The organism is Rhizobium sp. 10PS4 (assembly GCF_032464805.1).
Classification (GTDB): Bacteria; Pseudomonadota; Alphaproteobacteria; order Rhizobiales; family Rhizobiaceae; genus Rhizobium; species Rhizobium laguerreae.
In genome coordinates, this window is record NZ_JAWDIW010000006.1 from 169,879 (window position 1) to 190,057 (window position 20,179).

The 20,179-nt window shown below is 62.6% G+C and carries 20 protein-coding genes; 6 read left to right on the forward strand and 14 right to left on the reverse strand.

The annotated features are described in order from the left end of the window. Positions 1 to 29: 29 nt before the first annotated feature. The 8 genes from phnC to phnG form a co-directional block, all read right to left on the reverse strand. Complete coding sequence (gene phnC / locus RWJ89_RS13330) at positions 30 to 872, reverse strand: phosphonate ABC transporter ATP-binding protein (RefSeq protein ID WP_221944894.1); 843 nt, start codon at positions 870 to 872, stop codon at positions 30 to 32. Positions 873 to 991: 119 nt separating this feature from the next. After that, positions 992 to 1,609 carry a DapH/DapD/GlmU-related protein gene (locus RWJ89_RS13335; RefSeq protein ID WP_131662149.1) on the reverse strand — a complete coding sequence of 206 codons (618 nt, stop codon included), beginning with the start codon at positions 1,607 to 1,609 and terminating at the stop codon, positions 992 to 994. Further along, a complete protein-coding gene (gene phnL / locus RWJ89_RS13340; protein WP_020052374.1) occupies positions 1,606 to 2,313 on the reverse strand; it encodes a phosphonate C-P lyase system protein PhnL in 708 nt (235 codons plus the stop codon). The genes RWJ89_RS13335 and phnL overlap by 4 nt, the downstream gene beginning before the upstream one ends. A 24-nt stretch (positions 2,314 to 2,337) precedes the next feature. Beyond that, the gene (phnK, locus tag RWJ89_RS13345; RefSeq protein ID WP_003544413.1) at positions 2,338 to 3,114 is read right to left on the reverse strand and encodes a phosphonate C-P lyase system protein PhnK; all 777 of its coding nucleotides are present in this window, start codon (positions 3,112 to 3,114) and stop codon (positions 2,338 to 2,340) included. Further along, complete coding sequence (locus RWJ89_RS13350) at positions 3,111 to 3,986, reverse strand: alpha-D-ribose 1-methylphosphonate 5-phosphate C-P-lyase PhnJ (protein WP_131640051.1); 876 nt, start codon at positions 3,984 to 3,986, stop codon at positions 3,111 to 3,113. The genes phnK and RWJ89_RS13350 overlap by 4 nt, the downstream gene beginning before the upstream one ends. Beyond that, on the reverse strand, positions 3,983 to 5,089 hold the full coding sequence (locus tag RWJ89_RS13355) for a carbon-phosphorus lyase complex subunit PhnI (RefSeq protein ID WP_131666592.1): 1,107 nt from the start codon (positions 5,087 to 5,089) through the stop codon (positions 3,983 to 3,985). The genes RWJ89_RS13350 and RWJ89_RS13355 overlap by 4 nt, the downstream gene beginning before the upstream one ends. A 4-nt stretch (positions 5,090 to 5,093) precedes the next feature. After that, the gene (gene phnH / locus RWJ89_RS13360; protein ID WP_316028994.1) at positions 5,094 to 5,702 is read right to left on the reverse strand and encodes a phosphonate C-P lyase system protein PhnH; all 609 of its coding nucleotides are present in this window, start codon (positions 5,700 to 5,702) and stop codon (positions 5,094 to 5,096) included. Further along, positions 5,702 to 6,178 carry a phosphonate C-P lyase system protein PhnG gene (gene phnG / locus RWJ89_RS13365; protein WP_168268146.1) on the reverse strand — a complete coding sequence of 159 codons (477 nt, stop codon included), beginning with the start codon at positions 6,176 to 6,178 and terminating at the stop codon, positions 5,702 to 5,704. Before phnG ends, phnH begins: the two co-directional genes overlap by 1 nt. A gap of 117 nt (positions 6,179 to 6,295) precedes the next feature. Here phnG and phnF point away from each other — a divergent pair, with 117 nt between their 5' ends. After that, on the forward strand, positions 6,296 to 7,033 hold the full coding sequence (gene phnF / locus RWJ89_RS13370; protein WP_131640048.1) for a phosphonate metabolism transcriptional regulator PhnF: 738 nt from the start codon (positions 6,296 to 6,298) through the stop codon (positions 7,031 to 7,033). A 39-nt stretch (positions 7,034 to 7,072) separates the two neighbouring features. Here phnF and RWJ89_RS13375 read toward each other — a convergent pair whose 3' ends face one another. From RWJ89_RS13375 to mepA, 6 genes are all read right to left on the reverse strand, one after another. Then, entirely contained in the window at positions 7,073 to 7,708 is a 636-nt protein-coding gene (locus tag RWJ89_RS13375; protein WP_316028993.1) for a 2,3-bisphosphoglycerate-dependent phosphoglycerate mutase, read from the reverse strand. A gap of 21 nt (positions 7,709 to 7,729) precedes the next feature. Beyond that, positions 7,730 to 8,554: a 4-hydroxy-tetrahydrodipicolinate reductase gene (dapB, locus tag RWJ89_RS13380; RefSeq protein ID WP_316028992.1), complete on the reverse strand. Its 825-nt coding sequence runs from the start codon at positions 8,552 to 8,554 to the stop codon at positions 7,730 to 7,732. 15 nt (positions 8,555 to 8,569) lie between these two features. Beyond that, on the reverse strand, positions 8,570 to 10,357 hold the full coding sequence (locus RWJ89_RS13385) for an ABC transporter ATP-binding protein (RefSeq protein WP_017962779.1): 1,788 nt from the start codon (positions 10,355 to 10,357) through the stop codon (positions 8,570 to 8,572). A 147-nt stretch (positions 10,358 to 10,504) separates the two neighbouring features. After that, positions 10,505 to 11,530, reverse strand: coding sequence for a glucokinase (locus RWJ89_RS13390; RefSeq protein ID WP_131640045.1), 1,026 nt, complete (start codon positions 11,528 to 11,530; stop codon positions 10,505 to 10,507). 17 nt (positions 11,531 to 11,547) lie between these two features. Continuing rightward, complete coding sequence (locus tag RWJ89_RS13395; RefSeq protein ID WP_131666588.1) at positions 11,548 to 11,928, reverse strand: methylglyoxal synthase; 381 nt, start codon at positions 11,926 to 11,928, stop codon at positions 11,548 to 11,550. 86 nt (positions 11,929 to 12,014) lie between these two features. Then, positions 12,015 to 13,091, reverse strand: a complete 1,077-nt coding sequence (gene mepA, locus RWJ89_RS13400) for a penicillin-insensitive murein endopeptidase (RefSeq protein ID WP_131666587.1) — start codon at positions 13,089 to 13,091, stop codon at positions 12,015 to 12,017. A gap of 247 nt (positions 13,092 to 13,338) precedes the next feature. On the opposite strand from mepA, the gene RWJ89_RS13405 reads away from it, so the two are divergent. The 5 genes from RWJ89_RS13405 to RWJ89_RS13425 all read left to right on the forward strand — a co-directional run bounded on the left by RWJ89_RS13405 (position 13,339) and on the right by RWJ89_RS13425 (position 20,162). Continuing rightward, complete coding sequence (locus tag RWJ89_RS13405) at positions 13,339 to 15,171, forward strand: extracellular solute-binding protein (RefSeq protein WP_131666586.1); 1,833 nt, start codon at positions 13,339 to 13,341, stop codon at positions 15,169 to 15,171. 151 nt (positions 15,172 to 15,322) lie between these two features. Beyond that, positions 15,323 to 16,411: a microcin C ABC transporter permease YejB gene (locus tag RWJ89_RS13410; protein WP_017962784.1), complete on the forward strand. Its 1,089-nt coding sequence runs from the start codon at positions 15,323 to 15,325 to the stop codon at positions 16,409 to 16,411. After that, positions 16,411 to 17,559 (forward strand): ABC transporter permease, encoded by a 1,149-nt coding sequence (locus tag RWJ89_RS13415; RefSeq protein WP_131666585.1) that lies wholly within the window; start codon positions 16,411 to 16,413, stop codon positions 17,557 to 17,559. Before RWJ89_RS13410 ends, RWJ89_RS13415 begins: the two co-directional genes overlap by 1 nt. Next, positions 17,556 to 19,193 (forward strand): ABC transporter ATP-binding protein, encoded by a 1,638-nt coding sequence (locus RWJ89_RS13420; protein ID WP_131666584.1) that lies wholly within the window; start codon positions 17,556 to 17,558, stop codon positions 19,191 to 19,193. Before RWJ89_RS13415 ends, RWJ89_RS13420 begins: the two co-directional genes overlap by 4 nt. A 9-nt stretch (positions 19,194 to 19,202) precedes the next feature. Next, entirely contained in the window at positions 19,203 to 20,162 is a 960-nt protein-coding gene (locus RWJ89_RS13425) for a 2-hydroxyacid dehydrogenase (protein ID WP_131666583.1), read from the forward strand. Positions 20,163 to 20,179 lie beyond the last annotated feature (17 nt).

A 20,179-nucleotide genomic window follows, 5' to 3' on the forward strand; every position in this document is an offset into this window, starting at 1 on the left:
CCGACCGTTGTCCCGTCGGCCGGAAACGGTCAGTGCACGGCAGCGGCTTTGGCCATCCTGCCGGATGAGAGATCCGCGGCGCGCCGCTTGGATTCGAGGCTGGTCGAGGTCAGCGTTTCGTCGATGCCGGCGCCATCCTTGTCGGTCCCGTAGATTTCCTTCACCGCTTCGGCGGTCAGCTCCGAGGGCTGGCCGTCGAAGACGACGCGGCCGCCGGCCATGCCGACGATGCGCTCACAATAGTTGCGGGCGGTATCGAGCGTGTGAAGGTTGGTGATGACGGTGATGCCCTCGCGCTCGTTGATATCGCGTAGCGCATCCATGACGATCTTGGCATTCAGCGGATCGAGCGAGGCGATCGGCTCGTCGGCGAGAACCATTTTCGGGTTCTGCATCAGCGCGCGGGCGATTGCCACGCGCTGCTGCTGGCCACCGGAAAGCGTGCCGGCTGCCTGCAGCGCCGTCTGCTCGATGCCGAGGCGTTCGAGTGCCGCGATGGCATGCACGCGTTCCTCGCGGGTGAAGATGTTGAGCAGGCTCAGAAGCGTCGAGCGGTGGTTGAGGCGGCCGAGCATAACATTGGTGAGAACGTCGAGGCGCGGCACCAGGTTGAACTGCTGGAAGATCATCGCGCAGTCGCGCTGCCAGTTGCGCAACGCCTGGCCGCGAAGCCCGGAGACCTCGACGCCGGCGAAATGAACGGAGCCGGAGCTCGGCTCCTGAAGGCGGTTGATCATGCGCAGCAGCGTCGACTTGCCGGCGCCGGAGCGGCCGATGATGCCGACCATCTGGCCTTGGGGAATGGCGAGCGTGACGGAATCGACAGCGAGCTTTTTTCCGAAACGACGTGTGACATTCTTCAGCTCGAACATCATGCTCTTCCCTTGCAATCCATGCCTTGATCAGCATCGCATTAGTCCCGCTTGATGAACCTCGCATGTCATATTTGTGTAAGTCCTGTCACAATTCTTCGCCCCCTATATCGGGGGTTTTAACCGCCGTAGCGGGATAGGAAATCTTCCGCGTTCAGGTTGCGAAAATCCTCGAGCGCCTGGTGCAGTCGGGCATGCTCCCAATCCCACCAGGAAAGCCTGTCCATCCGTTCGCCGACCTCTCTTGGAAAGCGCTCTCGGATGAGCTTTGCCGGCACGCCGCCGACGATCGTATAGGGCGCGACGTCCTTCGAGACGACGGCGCCGGCTCCGATCACCGCGCCATTGCCGATGTTGACGCCCGGCAGAATGGTCGCCCCGTGGCCGATCCAGACATCGTTGCCGATCGTCACGCGGTTTGCGCGACGCCAGGCGAAGAAGTCCGTCTCTATGTCGCCGTCCGGCCAATAGTCGGCGGCGCGATAGGTGAAATGATGAAGTGTCGCGCGCCAGGTCGGATGGTTGGTGGCGTTGATGCGCACGGCGGCGGCGATATTGACGAACTTGCCGATCGTCGCACACCAGACCGAGCCATCCTGCATGATGTAGGAATAGTCGCCGAACGTGGCCTCGCTGATGCGGCAGCGTTCAGAGACCTCCGTATAGCGCCCGAAAGTGGAATCGCTGACGGATGCCGTTTCATGAAAGTAGGGCTCAATGCCCAGCTTGCGGCTCATGCAGCGATCTTCCGGGGTGAGAATTGCTGGACGTCGAGGATGCGGTCGGCGACGGCTTCGCGCACCTCTTCGTCGTGGAAGATGCCGAGAAGGGCCACACCCGCCTTCTTCTTTTCCGCGATCATGCCGACGACGACGGCACGGTTCCTGGCATCGAGCGAGGCCGTGGGCTCGTCGAGAAGCAGGATCGTGTGCTCGGTGATGAAGCCGCGCGCGATGTTGACGCGTTGCTGCTCACCGCCGGAGAAGGTGGCGGGCGGAAGCTGCCAGAGCGTTTCCGGCAGATTGAGCCTGGCAAGCAGGGCGCCCGCCTTTTGCCGTGCTGTGACGGCGTCCTCGCCGCGTGCCACCAGCGGCTCGGCAACCACGTCGATCGCCGCGACGCGCGGCACGGTGCGCAGGAACTGGCTGACATAACCGAGCGTATTGCGGCGGACGTTGAGCACGGTGCGCGGATCGGTGGAGGCGAGATCGACGATGCGTCCGTCGTGGCGAATGAGGATCTGGCCGGTGTCGACGGCGTAATTGCCGTAGATCATCTTAAGCAGCGAGCTCTTTCCGATGCCCGATGGCCCGCCGAGCACGACGCATTCGCCCGATGCGACGGAGAAGGCGACATCGGAGACGACGGGTAGCTTGATGCCGTCGCGCAGATGCATGGTGAAGCTCTTCGAGACTTCGGAAACGACGAGGGGCGTTGCCATATTCTTCTTCCTTGGTTTCGGGCCTCAGACCTGCAGGATCGAGGAGACGAGCAGCTGCGTATAGGGTTCGCGCGGGTCGTCGAGCACGCGGTCGGTGAGCCCGTGTTCGATAACGTAGCCGTCCTTCATCACCATCATCCGGTGCGAGAGCAGGCGGGCGACGGCGAGATCGTGGGTGACGATGATGGCCGAGAGACCGAGATCGTTGACGAGGCCGCGCACGAGATCGAGCAGGCGCGCCTGCACCGAGACGTCGAGGCCGCCGGTCGGCTCGTCCATGAAGACGAGGCGCGGGCCGGTGACGAGGTTGCGGGCGATCTGCAATCGCTGGCGCATGCCGCCCGAAAAGGCGCGCGGCTGGTCGTCGATGCGGTCGGCGTCGATCTCGACGCGTTCGAGCCAGTCGATCGCCGAAGCGCGGATCTTGCCGTAGTGCCGGTCGCCGATCGCCATCAGCCGTTCGCCGACATTAGCGCCGGCAGAAACGGTCATGCGCAGGCCGTCGGCCGGGTTCTGATGCACGAAGCCCCAATCGGTGCGCATCAGGAAACGTCGCTCGGCCTCGTTCATGCGATAGAGATCGCGGTAGCTTCCGTCGCGCATGTGATATTCCACGCTGCCGGTGCTCGGCAGCAGCCGGGTGGAGAGGCAGTTGAGCAGCGTCGTCTTGCCGGAGCCGGATTCACCGACGATGGCGAGCACTTCGCCGGGCCAGAGTTCGAAGGAGACGTCGCGGCAGCCGATGCGGTTGCCGTAGAATTTCGAAACGTCGTGGACTTTGAGAAGCGGGGTGTCGCTCATTCTGCAGCCTCCCGGGCCAGCATCTCGCCGACATGGCCGTGCTCGCGGCGGTCTTCGCAATGATCGGTATCGGAGCAGACAAACATCCGCCCGCCCTTATCGTCGAGAACCACTTCGTCGAGATAGACGTCCTCGGCGCCGCAAAGGGCGCAGGGTTTGTCGAAGCGCTGGATATCGAAGGGATAATCCTCGAAATCCAGGCTGACGACGTCGGTATAGGGCGGAACCGCATAAATGCGCTTCTCGCGTCCGGCGCCGAAGAGCTGCAGCGCCTCCGACATGTGCATCTTCGGATTGTCGAATTTCGGCGTCGGCGACGGGTCCATGACATAGCGGCCATGGACCTTCACCGGGTAGGCGTAGGTCCGCGAAATGCGGCCGTTATGGGCGATGTCCTCGTAGAGCTTCACATGCATGAGGCCGTATTCTTCGAGCGCATGCATCTTGCGGGTCTCGGTCTCGCGCGGCTCGAGGAAACGTAGCGGCTCGGGGATCGGCACCTGGTAAACGAGCACCTGCCCGAGCCTAAGCTTTTCCTCGGGAATGCGGTGGCGCGTCTGGATGATCGTCGCATCCTTGGTATGCGTCGTCACCGCGACATTAGCGACCTTCTGGAAGAAGGCGCGGATCGAAACGGCGTTGGTCGTGTCGTCGGCGCCCTGATCGATGACCTTCAGCACGTCATCAGGTCCGATGATCGAGGCCGTCACCTGCACACCGCCGGTGCCCCAGCCATAGGGCATCGGCATTTCGCGCGAGGCGAAGGGCACCTGGTAACCCGGAATGGCGATCGCCTTCAGGATGGCGCGGCGGATCATCCGCTTGGTCTGTTCGTCGAGATAGGCGAAGTTGTAGCTGGCCAGATCGGTCATTCGGCGGCTTCCTTCATGTCTTCGCCACCGTTGCGGGCGGCTTCGAATTCGCGGCGCATGCGGCGGACGAGATCGAGTTCGGCCTGGAAGTCCACATAATGCGGAAGCTTCAGATGCTCGACGAAGCCCGTCGCCTGGACGTTGTCGGAGTGCGAGATGACGAATTCCTCGTCCTGGGCCGGCGCGGTGATGTCCTCGCCGAGCTCTTCGGCACGAAGCGCCCGGTCGACCAGCGACATCGCCATCGCCTTGCGCTCGCTCTGGCCGAAGACCAGGCCGTAGCCGCGGGTGAATTGCGGCGGTGCCTTGGCCGAACCCTTGAACTGGTTGACCATCTGGCATTCGGTGATCTGGATCGTGCCGAGCGAGACGGCGAAACCGAGTTCCGGCACGTCGAATTCCACCTCGACGTCGCCGATGCGGATTTCACCGGTGAAGGGGTGATTGCGGCCATAGCCGCGCTGGGTGGAGTAACCGAGCGCCAGCAGGAAGCCCTCGTCGCCGCGGGCAAGCGCCTGCAGGCGGAGATCCCGGGTCATCGGAAATTCCATCGGCTCGCGGGTCAGGTCGCCGATCTCGTGATCTTCCGGCATGTCGCCGTCAGCCTCGATCAGGCCTTCCTCGCCGAGGATCTCGGAGACGCGCATGACGCGGCCGGTCTCGGCGGGGCGCTGAGCGGGCGTTTCCACCGCCTCATCCGAAAGCAGCGAGGGATCGAGCAGGCGATGGGTATAGTCGAATGTGGGCCCAAGAAGCTGGCCGCCCGGCAAATCCTTGTAGGTCGCCGAGATGCGGCGTTCGATCGTCATATCAGCCGTGTCGAGCGGCTTCGAATAGCCGAAACGCGGTAGCGTCGTGCGGTAGGCGCGCAGCAGGAAGATCGCCTCGATCATGTCGCCCCGCGATTGGCGGATGGCGAGGGCTGCGAGCGTGCGGTCGAAAAGCGAAGCCTCAGCCATGACGCGGTCGACGGCGAGTGCCAGCTGCGCCACGATCTGGTCGATGCCGATCGCCGGCAGCGAACGATCGCCGCGGCGGCGGTCGGCGAGCAGGCGGTGGGCATTGGCAATGGCGGCCTCGCCACCCTTGACGGCAACATACATGAGCTCAGATCTCCGTTGCTGTGATCTTGGTGGTGCGCGGCAGGCAGAGGAAGCGTTTACCCGCCGTCAGCACGATGTCGACGCCGCGCGGAAAGAGCGCACGGTTCTCCGTCCAGAGCCGCAGGAAGGTCTCCGGCAGGCCGACCGGCGCCATCTCCGCTACACTCTGGATGCCGGGACCCATCAGCGTCAGCATGCGGCCGCCCTCGAGTTCGGCGAGTTCGATGACGAGGGTCGTCGAGCGGTCGGGATATTCCTGCGTACCTGATGCAAAGAGGCCGAAGGAGGAAAGTGCGGTGCCAGCCTCGGTGAAAGCAAAGCGCGCCTCGGCCTTTTCGGTCGTCAGCGGCGCGCCGGTATGGAAGCCGAGCCACTCCGGCACGGCGGATCTCGCCAGTCCCTGGGAAAGCCAGACGGGCGTGTCGTGGTCGCAAAGCGTCAGCGCGATCGTGCCAGCGGCGATGCCGAGCGGCGCCGGCGGAGCGACGTCGGGCTGAACCGTCTGGATCGTGCCGGGGCGGGCCATGCCGTCCATCAGCATCTTGAAGACGCTTTGGGCATGGAAGACCGGCTCGGCAAAGCCGCCGGTCAGAGCTTCTGTCTTCAGGCCCATCAGTTGTCTCCCCGCACCATGGTGAAGAAATCGACGCGGGTTGCCGCCGTCTCGTCCGCCTTGCGGCGTTCGGCATCGGCGATCCGCTCAGTGATCGGTAAAAGCAGTGCCTGTTCGACGAAATCCTTCGTCGCCTCCTCCTGCCAGAGCGCGTCGAAGATCGCCGCAAGCCGGGCCTTCTCGCGGTCGGTGCCGAGCGCCTGCGCATGACCGACCGCACCGGAGCCGAGCCGGACCGTCGCCCGCGTCACGGTCACTTCGCCGAGATTGAAGGGAGCGCCGCCGCCGCCGATGCGTCCACGCACCATCACCAGCCCGGTCTCCGGTCCGCGCACCGGATGGGCCACAGGCTTTTCCGGCAATGCATCGAAGACCGCCTGAAGTTCGCCCCGCTCCGCCCGCGCCAGCAGATCGGCGGCGCGTTTGCGCCCGGATGCCGTCTGTGACGCAGCGTCTGTCCTGTCCGCTGATATCATCGCCGCTTCCCTTAAAATGTCTATTGATATAGACAACTATACAAGATACACTTAGCTCTAAATCGATGTCGTGACAAGCGTGTGACATCGCGAGTTAAATGGGTGGGCAGGGGTGGAATGGCGGGATTGAAGCAGGTGCAAAGGCAAACCGGCGTGGCGCTCTGGCGCCAGATCGCCGATCGGATTCGCGAGGCGATCAGCACCGGAGCCTATGACGAAACGGGAATGGTACCGCCGGAAACCATGCTGGCGCTGCAATTCGGCGTCAACCGGCATACGGTGCGCAGCGCTTTGGCGGCATTGGCGCAGGAGGGGATCGTCCGTGCGGTACAAGGCCGCGGCACGCTGATCGAGCGCAAGGAGCGGCTGAATTTCCCGATCACCAGGCGCACGCGCTTCACCGCCGGCATCGGCGATCAGGCCCGTGAAATGCGAGGCCTTCTGCTCGATGAGGCGAAGGAGGAGGCGAGTGCCGAGATCGCCCGCTGGCTGGGCCTGAAGCAAGGAGATCAGGTGATCCGCCTGGAAACATTGCGCCAGGCAGATAAGCGGCCGGTTTCAAGGGCGACGAGCTGGTTTCCCGCCAAGCGCTTTGCCGGTATCGGTGAGGCTTACCGGACGGGGGAATCGATCACCAAGGCTTTCGCCGAACTCGGCCTGCCGGATTATGTGCGCGCCACGACCGAGGTGACGGCCGCCCATGCCAGTGCGGCCGATATGGCCGACTTAGAACTCACCCCCGGCGCGATCCTTCTGATCGCCAAGGCGATGAATACCGATCTTGAGGGTGTGCCGGTGCAATATTCGGTCAGCCGCTTCGCGGCCGACCGGGTACAGTTCACCATCGAGAATTAAGCGCCTTTCCCCGCCGAAGCGGGGAAAGATCAGCTGAGATCAATGTGCGCCCGACATATCGCCGAGCACTTCCTTGGAAGCGACGGTGGAATCCGCCTTCAGCGTGTAGACCATCGGCACGCCGGTCGCGAGATTGAGGGCAAGCACGCCTTCGCGGGTGAGCTTGTCGAGCACCATGACAAGCGAGCGCAGCGAATTGCCGTGCGCGGCAACCAGCACCTTCTCGCCCCTGAGCACGCGCGGCAGGATTTCTGTGAGGTAGTAGGGCCAGACGCGGGCGCCGGTGTCACGCAGGCTTTCACCGCCGGGAGGCGGCACGTCATAGGAGCGGCGCCAGATATGCACCTGTTCCTCGCCCCATTTGGCGCGTGCATCGTCCTTGTTGAGGCCCGAGAGGTCGCCGTAGTCGCGCTCGTTCAGCGCCTGGTCGCGGATCGTCGGGAGATCGGGCTGGCCGACCTTGTCGAGGATGAGCTTCAGCGTGTGCTGCGCACGCACCAGCACCGAGGTATAGGCGACGTCGAATTTGATTCCGTATTCGGCGAGCGCCGCACCGCCTGTATTGGCTTCCTGGATGCCGAGCTCGGTCAGATCGGGATCCTTCCAGCCGGTGAAGAGATTCTTCAGATTCCAGTCACTCTGGCCGTGGCGAACGAGGACGAGGGTACCGCTCATGAATATGCCTCCGTAGTATCGTTATGAGGAAGAAAGCCCGAGCACGTCGAGCATGGAATAGAGACCCGGCTTCTTGTCGCGCGCCCAAAGGGCGGCCTTGATGGCGCCGCGCGCAAAGATCGAGCGGTCGGCCGCACTGTGCGACAGGGTGACGATTTCACCTTCTCCGGCAAAAAGCACGGAATGTTCGCCGATGACGGAGCCGCCGCGCAGCGTCGCAAAGCCGATCGTGCCCGCCTCGCGGGCGCCGGTATGGCCGTCGCGCACCCGGACCGATTGCGAGGCAAGATCGATGCCGCGCCCCTTTGCCGCGGCCTCGCCGAGGAGAAGGGCGGTGCCGGACGGCGCATCCACCTTGTGCTTGTGGTGCATTTCCAGGATCTCGATATCCCAGTCATCAGGATCAAGCGCACGCGCTGCCTGCTCTGCGAGCACGCCGAGCAGATTGACCCCGAGGCTCATATTGCCCGACTTGACGATGCGGGCATGGCGCGCCGCCGCGGCGATCTTGGCATTGTCGTCGGGTAAACAGCCCGTCGTGCCGATGATATGGACGATGCGGGCCTGCGCGGCAAGGCCTGAAAATTCTACCGTTGCGGCAGGCGAGGTAAAGTCGAGCACGCCTTCGGCATCGAGAAAAGCGTTGAGCGGATCGTCGCCGATGGTGACACCGGTCGGGCCGAGACCGGCGATCTCGCCGGCATCCTTGCCGACGAAGGGCGAGCCGGCGCGCTCGACCGCGGCATGCAGCCTCACGCCCTCGATGGAATGGATGAGCCGGATCAGCGTCTGCCCCATGCGTCCTGCTGCGCCAACCACCACCAGTTTCATCGCAGCATCGCTCATGTCAGTCTCACCAGGTCAGTTTGAATCGGAGGCCGAAGGCCTCTGCAGGTTGTTGAGGCGAGCGTAAAGACCGTCGCTGACCTTCGCAAGCGTCTCGTGATTGCCTTCCTCGACGACGCGGCCCTGCTGCATGACGACGATCTTGTCGGCCCGCACCACGGTCGAAAGCCGATGGGCGATGACGACGACGGTGCGTCCGCTCATCGCTTCGTCGAGCGCTTTCTGCACGGCCGCCTCGGATTCGGTGTCGAGGGCCGAGGTCGCCTCGTCGAGAAGCAGGATCGGCGCATTGCGCACCAAAGCGCGCGCGATCGATAGCCGCTGGCGCTGGCCGCCCGAAAGCGTCACGCCGTTTTCGCCGACCGGTGTCTCGTAACCCTGCGGCTGTGCCGAGATGAAGTCATGCGCATAGGCAAGCCGGGCCGCCTCTTCCACCTCGGCATCGGTCGCTTCCGGCCGGCCATAGCGGATATTGTCGCGGATCGTGCCCTCGAACAGATAGGGCTGCTGCGAGACATAGGCGAGCTGCTGGCGCAGCGACTTCTTGGTGATGTGGGCGATGTCCTGTCCGTCGATCAGGATTTCGCCCTCGCGCGGATCGTAGAAGCGCGGAATGAGGCTGATGACGGTGGACTTGCCGGCGCCGGAGGGACCGACCAGCGCTGTGGTCGCGCCGCCCTCGGCGGTGAAACTGACGCCGCTGAGCACGCTCTCATTGCCGTAGGCGAAGGAAACATTGCGGAATTCGATCCTTGCCTGCGTCACCGTCAGCGGCCGGGCATCCGGCAGGTCCCGTTGGCGCGGTTCCATGTCGAGCAGTTCATAGATCATCCGCGCATTGACGACGGCACGCTCCATCTGAACCTGCAGGCGGGCAAGCCGGCGGGCCGGGTCATAGGCAAGCAGCAGCGCCGTGACGAAGGAGAAGAAGGCGCCCGGCGGCACATTGAAGTAGATCGAGCGGTAGGCGGCATAGGCAAGCACGCTGGCGACGGCAAAACCTGCGAAGCTTTCCGTCAGCGGAGAGGTGCGTTCGGAAAGCCGGGCAATCCGGTTCGCCCGGCTTTCGGCGCCCTTGATCAGTTTGTTGACCTTGCGTTCCAGTTCTTCTTCCATCGTGAAGGCTTTCACGATGGCGATGCCCTGGATCGTCTCCTGCATGGCGCCGAGAACATGGCTGTTCAGATGCACGGCCTCGCGGGTCGCCGAGCGCAGCCGCTTGGAAACATAACGCAGTGCATAGAGTAGCGGCGGCGCCATGATGAACACGGCAAGGCTGAGCAGCGGATCCTGGATGATCATCACGGCGAGCAGCGAAACGAAGGTCAGCAGGTCGCGCACCGTCGAGGTGATCGTCAGGTTGAGCACGTCGCGGATGCCGCTGACGTTCTGGCTCACCTGCGCGGCGATATGGGCCGAGCGCGCCTCGCTGAAGAAGCCGACCGAAAGCGTCATCAGATGCGCATAGAGCCGGCGCTGGTAACGGGCGACGATATCGTTGCCGACCCTGGAAAGCGCCACCGCCTGGCCATAGCTCGCAAAACCGCGCAGCACGAAGGCGATGAAGATCGAAAGACAGATGATCCAGACGACGTCGGCGCGCCGATTGGCGAAGGCCTCGTCGATGATTGCCCGCATGATCCAGGCGGTGAACGCCGTCGAAAGCGCCACCACGATGAGGCAGGCGATCGCAAAGACATAGCCCCACAGATGGTCGCGGCCGTTTTCAGCGATGATGCGCTTCAGGATGCCGGTTACGGTATCGCTGCTGACGCTCTGCGTTCTGCTTTCCGCCGCTTCCAAATAGGGTTTCCTGTCTCGGGCCAAGCGCCCCGCGAGGGCGACACGCACTTTTGCCGGGGTCTATAAAGAGTTGGGACCGGTTTGGCTAGAGCGCCGCGCGTCCGGATGGGACGCGCCAAGAACGCTCTATTGCCTTGCATGCCGGGGTTAGCGCCGCCAGCGGCGGCCTTCCGTCGAGACGCCGAAATTCGCCGGCATGCGCGCATAGGAGGAAAGCCCGGCAAGCGCCGCCAGCGGATGCGTCACCACATAGGTCGGGATAGTGCGAAGCAGCGTCGTATGCGGCGCCTTGTCCTCGAAGGCGATGCGGAATTCCGGCCTCTTCAGCGCCGGGATGATCTTCTGCGAAATCCCGCCTGAGAGATAGACGCCGCCGCGCGCCATGAACACCATCGCCATGTCGCCCGCCACGCGGCCGAGATAGGTGGCAAACAGCGAGACGGTCTCTATGGCTGCCTTGTCGCTGCCGGCAAGCGCGTGCGAGGTGATGTCGGCGGGATCCTTCATCGTCGGCTCGATGCCGTCGACCACGCAAATGGCATGGTAGAGGTTGACGAGGCCGCGCCCGCACAGGATCTGTTCGGCCGAAACGCGGCCTTCGATCGTCTCGATATGCGGGAAGATTTCATAATCGCGCTTGCTGCGCGGCCCGAGATCGACATGGCCGCCTTCGCCGGGAACCGGGATCCAGCTGTGCTGGGCATGCACGAGCCCGCCGACGCCGAGGCCGGTGCCCGGTCCGAGCACGACGCGGGAGGCGATCATGTCGCCGGTGGCGTCGCCGATGCGTTCGCGGTTTTCATCCGAAAGCGCGGCGATTGCCAGCGCCTGCGCCTCGAAATCGTTGACGACGAGCACATCCTCCATGCCGAGGCCCTCGATCATCGTCTTCGGCCGCACCACCCAGTCGCAATTGGTCAGCGGGATCTCGTCGTCGTTGATCGGGCCGGCGACGGCGAGGATCGCCGAGCGCGGCTGCACGACAGTCTTGTCGAGCACGCCTTGCTGGATCGCTTCATCTATCGTGGCGAAATCCGCCGTGCGCACGTTCGGAAACTGCTTCGGCTCGGCATAGGCATCGGCCAGGATGGAGAAGCGGGCATTCGTGCCGCCGATATCGCCGATCAGGATCGGGAAAGGCAGCGGAGCGGTGCTGTTGTTCGGTTTTGGCATGGCCGGTTCCGTGCTGATCAGGCTTCGAGTGTGGGAAGAAGTTTTGTAGCGGTCGCGTGGTTGAGCGCCATCGGAATATCATAGACGATCGCCAGCCGCATCAGCGCCTTCACGTCGACATCGTGCGGCATCGGCGTCAAAGGGTCGACGAAAAATATCAGGGCGTCGACCTCGCCGGTCGAAATCAGCGCGCCGATCTGCTGGTCGCCGCCGAGCGGTCCGCTTTTCAGCCTCGTAACGTTGAGGTCGGGAGCGGCGTCGAGCACCCGCCCGCCGGTCGTGCCCGTCGCGACGATCTTCCAGCGCGAGAGAATGTCGCGGTTGGCGCGGGCGAATGCCGCCATATCGTCCTTCTTCTGGTCATGCGCGATCAGCGCAAGGCATTTGCCGCCGGCCATGAAGTGAATCCCCGCCCCCACAGTTCAATCGATTTGACCGCTGTATACCAAGAGCCTGCGATTTGAAAGACAGCGCATCCACCCCTTCATTGGATCGCCGGCTTGTCGTTCGGAACCGGGCCGACATCCGGCAACGCGCCATCGGCGCCGTCAGCCGACGCGGCTGCCGGAGCGGCGGCGAGCGCGCTTGCGGCGGAGGGTCCGCCATAGGTGGCGGCCTGCATCGAAGCGACGGAAGCGGCGTTGAGCGCGGCGGCGCAAGCGTTGGGCAGATCGGTGACCATCATCTCACGCGGCGGCTTGGGCGGCTTGGCACCGGGCTTGGGCGGTTTCGGCGGCGCCCAAGGCGCCGGCGTGAACCAATAGGCGAGCGACTTGTCGCAGCCGTCGCCGGCGGGGACAGGAGCTTGCGGCGTGCATCCGGCAGCGCCCGGCGGGCATTTGATGCGGATGTGGAAATGCGAGTCATGACCGTATATCGGCCGGAGCTTACCAAGGTTGGTGCGGTCGCCGGCCCAGGTGTCGCACATCTTCTTCTTGATCGCCGGATTGACGAAGATGCGCTCCACTTCGGGATAGCTCGCCGCGAGCATCAGCAGCCGCGCGTGCGATTGAGTCCACACCTTGGGGTCGACGGTCAGGAACTTGCCCTTCTGCAGCATGGTGGTGAAGGGCAGATCCTGGCGCTCCTCGGCCGTCATGCGGCGCGCCGGCATCGGGCTAAACCAGATATCGGCATCGAGGCCAATCTGGTGCGAGGAATGGCCGTTGAGCATCGGCCCGCCGCGTGGTTGCGCGATATCGCCGACAAGGATGCCCGGCCAGCCGGCATATTTGACCGCATCCTGCGAAAACCGCTCCAAGAGCGCGATCATGGCCGGATTGCCCCAGCGACGGTTGCGCGAAAGCCGCATCGCCTGCCAGGTCGGCCCGTCGGTCGGCAGCGCCACCGCACCCGTCATGCAGCCCTTTGCGTAAAAGCCGATCGGCTGTGCCGGCCCCTGCGTCGGCAGGTCGACGGCGCCGAACTGCCCCTTGGCGCTGCCCGGGCTCGGTGTCTTCTGCTCAGCGCCGACGTCGCCAACGGCAAGGCCTGCGCCGATCGCGCCTGCAAGCGCCAGTGTGCCTAATGTCCTGAAAGCCTGGGCGAAGCCGAAAGCCATGCTGTTCCCTTAATTCGATGTCGAAGTGATTTGCACTCGAATCTATCCTGAAAAGCGATTTTGGTGAATCGATGTTTTGGCTGGACGGGCGCAGGAGGGGCCGGTGACGGAACGCCGCAGCGCCTCAGGCATTGAAAGGAGCTGGCGGCTCAAAATTTCGCGAGCCCGGCAAAAACCAGACTCTCTCCTGTTTTTCGCCCCTATTTCTCGTATTGTCGTATCCATCAATATTCAGGGGAAAATGGGAATGGCGGCTTTGTGGTCGAAAATCGGTCTGTTTCTGTCGCTTGCGGGTGCTCTGGCGCCGCGGACGGCATTGGCTGAAGGCCAGCCGTTTCAGATCGGAAGCTCGGTCATCAGCGAGATGAAGTACAAGCCGGGCTTTACTCATTTCGACTATGTGAACCCTAATGCCCCGAAGGGTGGAGACCTGCGCCTCTCCGCGAGCGGGGCCTTCGACACCTTCAACCCGGTACTTGCCAAAGGCCAGGTGGGAGTAGGCCTGACGCTCGTATACGACACCCTGATGAAGGCGGCAGATGACGAGCTGCTTGTCTCCTACGGCTTGCTCGCCGAAGGCCTGTCCTTCCCCACCGACGTCTCGAGCGCGACCTTCCGCCTGCGCAAGGAAGCGAAATGGGCGGATGGTCAGCCGGTAACGCCCGAGGATGTCATCTTCAGTCTGGATAAGACCAAGGAATTAAATCCCCTCACGGCGAACTATTACCGCCACGTCGCGAAGGCCGAGAAAACCGGCGAACGCGACGTCACCTTCACTTTCGACGAGAAGAACAACCGCGAGCTCCCGAATATTCTCGGCCAGTTGGTCGTCGTGCCGAAACACTGGTGGGAGGGGCAAGGGCCGGATGGCAAGCCCCGCGATATCTCAAAGACGACGCTTGAGCCGGTGATGGGATCCGGACCTTATAAGATTGCATCCTTCTCGCCCGGCGCGACGATACGCTATGAACTGCGTGACGACTATTGGGGCAAGGACCTCAATGTGAATGTCGGCCAGAACAATTTCCGCAACGTCATCTACACCTATTTTGGTGATCGGGACGTCGAGTTCGAAGCCTTTCGCGCCGGCAATAGCCACTACTGGCAGGAGACGACTGCTGCCCGCTGGGCGACGGGATATGATTTTCCGGCAGTGAAGGAAGGGCGTGTCAAAAAAGAGGAGGTTGCAAATCCGCTACGCGCCACCGGCATCATGCAGGCTCTCGTACCCAACATGCGACGTGACCTCTTCAAGGACATCAGGGTCCGCGAGGCGCTGAACTATGGACTGGATTTTGAGGAGCTGAACCGAACCGTTGCCTTTAACAGTTACAAACGCATCGACAGTTATTTCTGGAATACCGAACTCGCCTCGTCCGGCCTTCCGCAGGGCAGAGAACTGGAAATTCTGCAGGGCATGAAGGATAAGGTTCCGGCAGAAATCTTTACCACGCCCTATGCCAATCCGGTCGGTGGCGATCCGCAGAAGAGCCGTGATAACCTCCGCAAGGCAATTGCGCTTCTCAAAGAAGCCGGCTGGGAGATCAAGGGCAATCGCATGGTCAATACCAAGACCGGTCAGCCGATGAGCTTCGAGATCCTGTTGTCGAGCCCCATGCTGGAGCGCTGGGCGGTGCCCTATGCCAGCAATCTCAAGAAAATCGGCATAGATGCGCGAGTCCGGACGGTCGATGCATCGCAAGCCGTCAATCGCGAACGCAGCTTCGATTACGACATGATCTGGAATGTCTGGGCGCAGACCATGAACCCTGGCAACGAGCAAGCCGACTATTGGGGATCCGATTCGGTCAATCAGCAGGGGTCTCAAAATTACGCAGGCATTGCCAATCCAGCCGTCGATGAGCTCATTCGCATGATCATCTTCGCGTCGAACCGCGATGAGCAGGTCGCGGCGATCAAGGCGATGGACAGGGTACTGCTTGCAAACCATTACGTCATTCCGCTGTTCTACCGCGGTACCCAGAACATCGTCTATTGGAACACGATCACCCATCCCGCCGAATTCCCGGCCTATAGCCTAGGCTTCCCCGATGCCTGGTGGTCGACCTCGGCGAAATGAGCGGGCTTGCATTGAAGGCGGCCTCGGCTCCAAATGGCGCAAGCGAATCAATGATAAGCCGGTACGGCCGGCAAGGGAAGGCTGGCGGATTGAGCAGCATCGGACTGGACGGCAGGCAGACAAGAAGAAGATTTCCGGAGGCTGAAGGCTGATGGGCGCCTATGTCATTCGCCGCCTGCTTCTGATGATCCCGACCATCGTCGGCATCATGGCGATTTCCTTCATCGTCATTCAATTCGCACCGGGAGGCCCGGTCGAGCAGGTGATCGCCCAATTGACCGGTCAGGCCGATGGCGCCGATCAGCGCCTGTCCGGTGGCGGTGACCTGATGGGTGACGGAGGAGGGGACGAAGGCTCCAGATATCGCGGCGCCCAAGGGCTCGATCCGGAACTGATCGCCAAGCTTGAAAAACAGTTCGGCTTCGACAAGCCGCCGCTGACGCGTTTTGGCGAGATGATGTGGAATTACATCCGCTTCGATTTCGGCGAGAGCTTCTTCCGCAACACCTCCGTGCTCGACCTCATCAAGGAGAAGCTGCCGGTGTCGATCTCGCTTGGCATCTGGATCCTGATCTTCTCCTATGCCATTTCCATCCCGCTCGGCATTCGCAAGGCGGTCAAGGACGGATCGACCTTCGACGTCTGGACCTCGGGTGTCATCGTCGTCGGCTACGCCGTCCCGAGCTTCCTCTTTGGCATTCTGTTGATCGTACTTTTCGCCGGCGGCTCCTTCTACGACTGGTTTCCGCTGCGGGGCCTGGTTTCCGACAATTTCGATCAGCTCGCCTGGTGGCAGAAGCCGCTCGATTATTTCTGGCACCTCACCCTGCCGCTGATCTCGCTTTCGCTTGCAGCCTTCGCGACGACGACGCTTTTGACCAAGAATTCCTTCATCGAGGAAATCAAGAAGCAGTATGTCGTCACCGCCCGCGCCAAGGGTCTGAATGAGCGGCAGGTGCTTTACGGCCATATTTTCCGCAATGCCATGCTGATCATCATCGCCGGTTTCCCCGGCGCCTTCATCTCCGCCTTCTTCACCGGATCGCTGCTGATCGAAAATATCTTCTCGCTCGATGGCCTCGGCCGTCTCGGCTATCTCTCTGTGGTCAACCGGGATTATCCGATCGTCTTCGCCACACTCTACATCTTCTCGCTGCTCGGTCTGTTCGTCAGCTTGATTTCGGACCTGATCTACACCTGGATCGATCCGCGCATCGATTTCGAGCGGAGGGATGTCTGATGGACGCCGCCGCAAATCCTGTCACTGCAACCCCCGTCAAGCCGCCGCGCAAGGGGCTGCTGTCGCCGACCAACATCCGTCGCTGGAAGAATTTCCGGGCGAACGGCCGCGGCTACTGGTCGCTGTGGCTGTTCCTGCTGCTGTTCGGGCTAAGCCTGTTTGCAGAATTCCTCGCCAACGACCGCCCGGTCATCGCCTCCTACAAGGGCGAAATCCTGTTTCCCGTGCTGATCGACTATCCCGAGGAGAAGTTCGGCGGCTTCCTCGCAGAAACCGACTATCGTTCCTCGGTGATTGCCGACGAGATCAACGCCAATGGCTGGATGGTCTGGCCGCCGATCCGTTATTCCTACCGCTCGGTCAATTCGAACATTCCGCATTCGGCGCCCACCGCCCCGTTCTGGCTGATGACGAAGGAGGAGCGCTGCGCCGGCTATCCGCAAGGGATGAACGATCCCGCCTGCACCCTCGGCAATCTCAACTGGCTCGGCACCGATGACCAGGCCCGAGACGTGCTCGCCCGCGTCATCTATGGTTTCCGCATATCGGTGCTCTTCGGCCTGGCGCTCACCATCTGCTCGGCGATCATCGGCGTCACGGCAGGTGCGGTGCAGGGCTATTTCGGCGGCTGGACCGACCTCCTGCTGCAGCGTCTCATCGAAATCTGGTCGTCGATGCCGGTGCTTTACATCCTGCTGATCATCGCCGCCATTTTGCCGCCAGGCTTCTTCGTGCTGCTCGGCATCATGCTGCTCTTTTCCTGGGTCGGTTTCGTCGGCATCGTGCGCGCCGAATTCCTGCGCGCCCGTAATTTCGAATATGTCCGCGCCGCCCGCGCGCTCGGCGTCAACAACCGCACCATCATGTGGCGGCACATGCTGCCGAACGCCATGGTCGCGACGCTGACCTTCCTGCCCTTCATCCTCTCCGGCTCGATCACGACGCTGACCTCGCTCGATTTCCTCGGCTTCGGCATGCCGCCAGGCTCCCCCTCGCTCGGTGAGATGATCGCCCAGGGCAAGACCAATCTGCAGGCGCCGTGGCTCGGGCTGACGGCCTTCTTCACCATGTCGATCATGCTTTCCCTGCTGATCTTCATCGGCGAAGCCGTGCGTGATGCCTTCGATCCGAGGAAGACGTTTCAATGAGCGACATGACAGAACCCCTTCTTTCCGTCCGCGATCTCTCGGTTGCCTTTCATCAGGGCGGCGAAACCTCGCTCGCCGTCGATCATATCTCCTTCGATATCGCCAAAGGCGAGGTCGTGGCGCTGGTCGGCGAATCCGGCTCCGGCAAGTCGGTCTCGGCCAACTCGATCCTGCGGCTTTTGCCCTATCCCTCCGCGAGCCATCCCTCCGGCGAAATCTTCTTCAAGGGCAAGGACCTCCTGAAGGCGTCGGAGCGGGACCTGCGGGAGGTGCGCGGCAACGACATCACCATGATCTTCCAGGAGCCGATGACCTCGCTCAATCCGCTTCATACGATCGAGAAGCAGATCGCCGAGATCCTCGCTCTGCACCAGGGCCTTACCGGCCAGCCGGCGCGCGAGCGCGTGCTGGAATTGCTGAACCAGGTCGGCATCCGCGAACCGGAAAAGCGGCTGAAGGCCTATCCGCACGAACTGTCAGGCGGTCAGCGCCAGCGCGTCATGATCGCCATGGCACTCGCCAACCGGCCGGAGCTACTGATTGCAGACGAGCCGACCACGGCGCTTGACGTCACCGTGCAGGCGCAGATCCTCGAATTGCTCCGGCAGTTGAAGGCCGTCCACGGCATGTCGCTGCTGTTCATCACCCATGATCTCGGCATCGTCCGCAAATTCGCCGATCGCGTCTGCGTTATGACCAAGGGCAAGATCGTCGAAACCGGCACCGTCGAGGAGGTCTTCTCCAATCCGAAGCATGACTATACCCGCCATCTTCTCGCCTCCGAACCGCGCGGCGAGCCGCCGCTTGCCGATCCGTCGAAACCATTGGTGATGGAAGGTTCGGACATCCGCGTCTGGTTCCCGATCAAATCAGGGCTGATGCGCCGCGTCGTCGATCACGTCAAGGCCGTCGACGGCATCGATCTTTCGCTGCGCGCCGGCCAGACCCTCGGCGTCGTCGGCGAATCCGGTTCCGGCAAGACCACGCTCGGCCTGGCGCTCACACGGCTGATCTCCTCGCAAGGGCGAATTGCCTTTGTCGGCAAGGATATAGCCGGCTATTCATTCAGCGAGATGCGGCCGCTGCGCAACCAGCTGCAGGTCGTCTTCCAGGATCCCTATGGATCGCTGAGCCCCCGCATGTCGGTCGGCGATATCGTCGCCGAAGGGCTGAAGGTGCATGAGCGCTCGCTGACATCAGAAGAACGCGACCAGCGCGTCTGCTGGGCGCTGGAGGAGGTGGGTCTCGATCCCCTGACCCGCTGGCGTTACCCGCACGAATTCTCCGGCGGCCAGCGCCAGCGCATCGCCATTGCCCGGGCCATGGTGCTGAAGCCGCGCTTCGTCATGCTCGACGAGCCGACCTCCGCGCTCGACATGAGCGTGCAGGCGCAGGTGGTCGATCTCCTGCGCGATCTGCAGAAGAAGCACGATCTCGCCTATCTCTTCATCAGCCACGACCTGAAGGTAGTGAAGGCGCTCGCCAACGACGTCATCGTCATGCGTTTCGGCAAGGTGGTGGAGCAGGGCCCGTCAGCGGAAATCTTCCGCGCACCGAAGGACGATTACACCCGGGCGCTGATGGCCGCCGCTTTCAACATCGAGGCGGTGCCGACACCCGCCGTACAGCAATAAAAGACGATCATGCCCGCAAGCCCCCCCGTTCTCGTCGACATCAAGTTCAATCCCGAAGGCGTCGCCCGCGTGCTGAAGACGGCCTTTGCCGACCGCGGCAGCATCAATCTCGCCGATCCGGCCGATCGGGCGCGCGATCTCCGCGCGGTCGAATATGCGCTCCTCTGGAAACCGGATGCCGACCTTTTCGCGCGGGCGCCGAACCTGAAAGTGATCTTTTCGGGTGGGGCCGGCGTCGACCATATCATCGGCATGGCGGGCCTGCCCGAGATCCCGATCGTCCGCTTCGTCGACCGCAGCCTGACGACCCGCATGAGCGAATGGGTGGTCATGCAATGCCTGATGCATCTGCGCGGGCAATACGCCCATGATAGCCACCAGCGCCAGCGCCAATGGGCAAAATTGATCGCGCCGGAGGCGGCGGAAGTGACGGTCGGCGTCATGGGCCTCGGCATTCTCGGGCAGGATGCGGTCGCCAAGCTGAGAGTGATGGGGTTCAACGTCATCGGCTGGTCGCGCAACCGCAAGCAGATCGATGGCGTCGAAACCTTCGATGCCAGCGAGTTGGACAGCTTCCTCGCAAGGACCGACATCCTCGTCGGCCTGCTGCCGCTGACGCCTGAAACAACAGGCTTCTATAACGCCCGGCTGTTTGCGAAGCTGCGCCGCGACTGCGCGCTCGGAAAGCCGGTCTTCATCAATGCCGGCCGCGGCAAGAGCCAGGTCGAGGCCGATATCGTCTCCGCCATCCGTGACGGTACCCTCGGCGGCGCTTCCCTGGATGTCTTCGAGGCGGAACCGCTTGCATCAGACCACCCATTGTGGGACTTGCAGAACGTCTTCATCACGCCGCACGATGCGGCGGTCTCCGAAGAAAACGCGCTGTTCCGTCATGTCGAGACGCAGATCGCTCGTTTCGAGCGCGGCGAGCCGCTGCAATTCGTGGTCGACCGCGCCGCCGGCTACTAAAGCATGTCGCGCAAAAG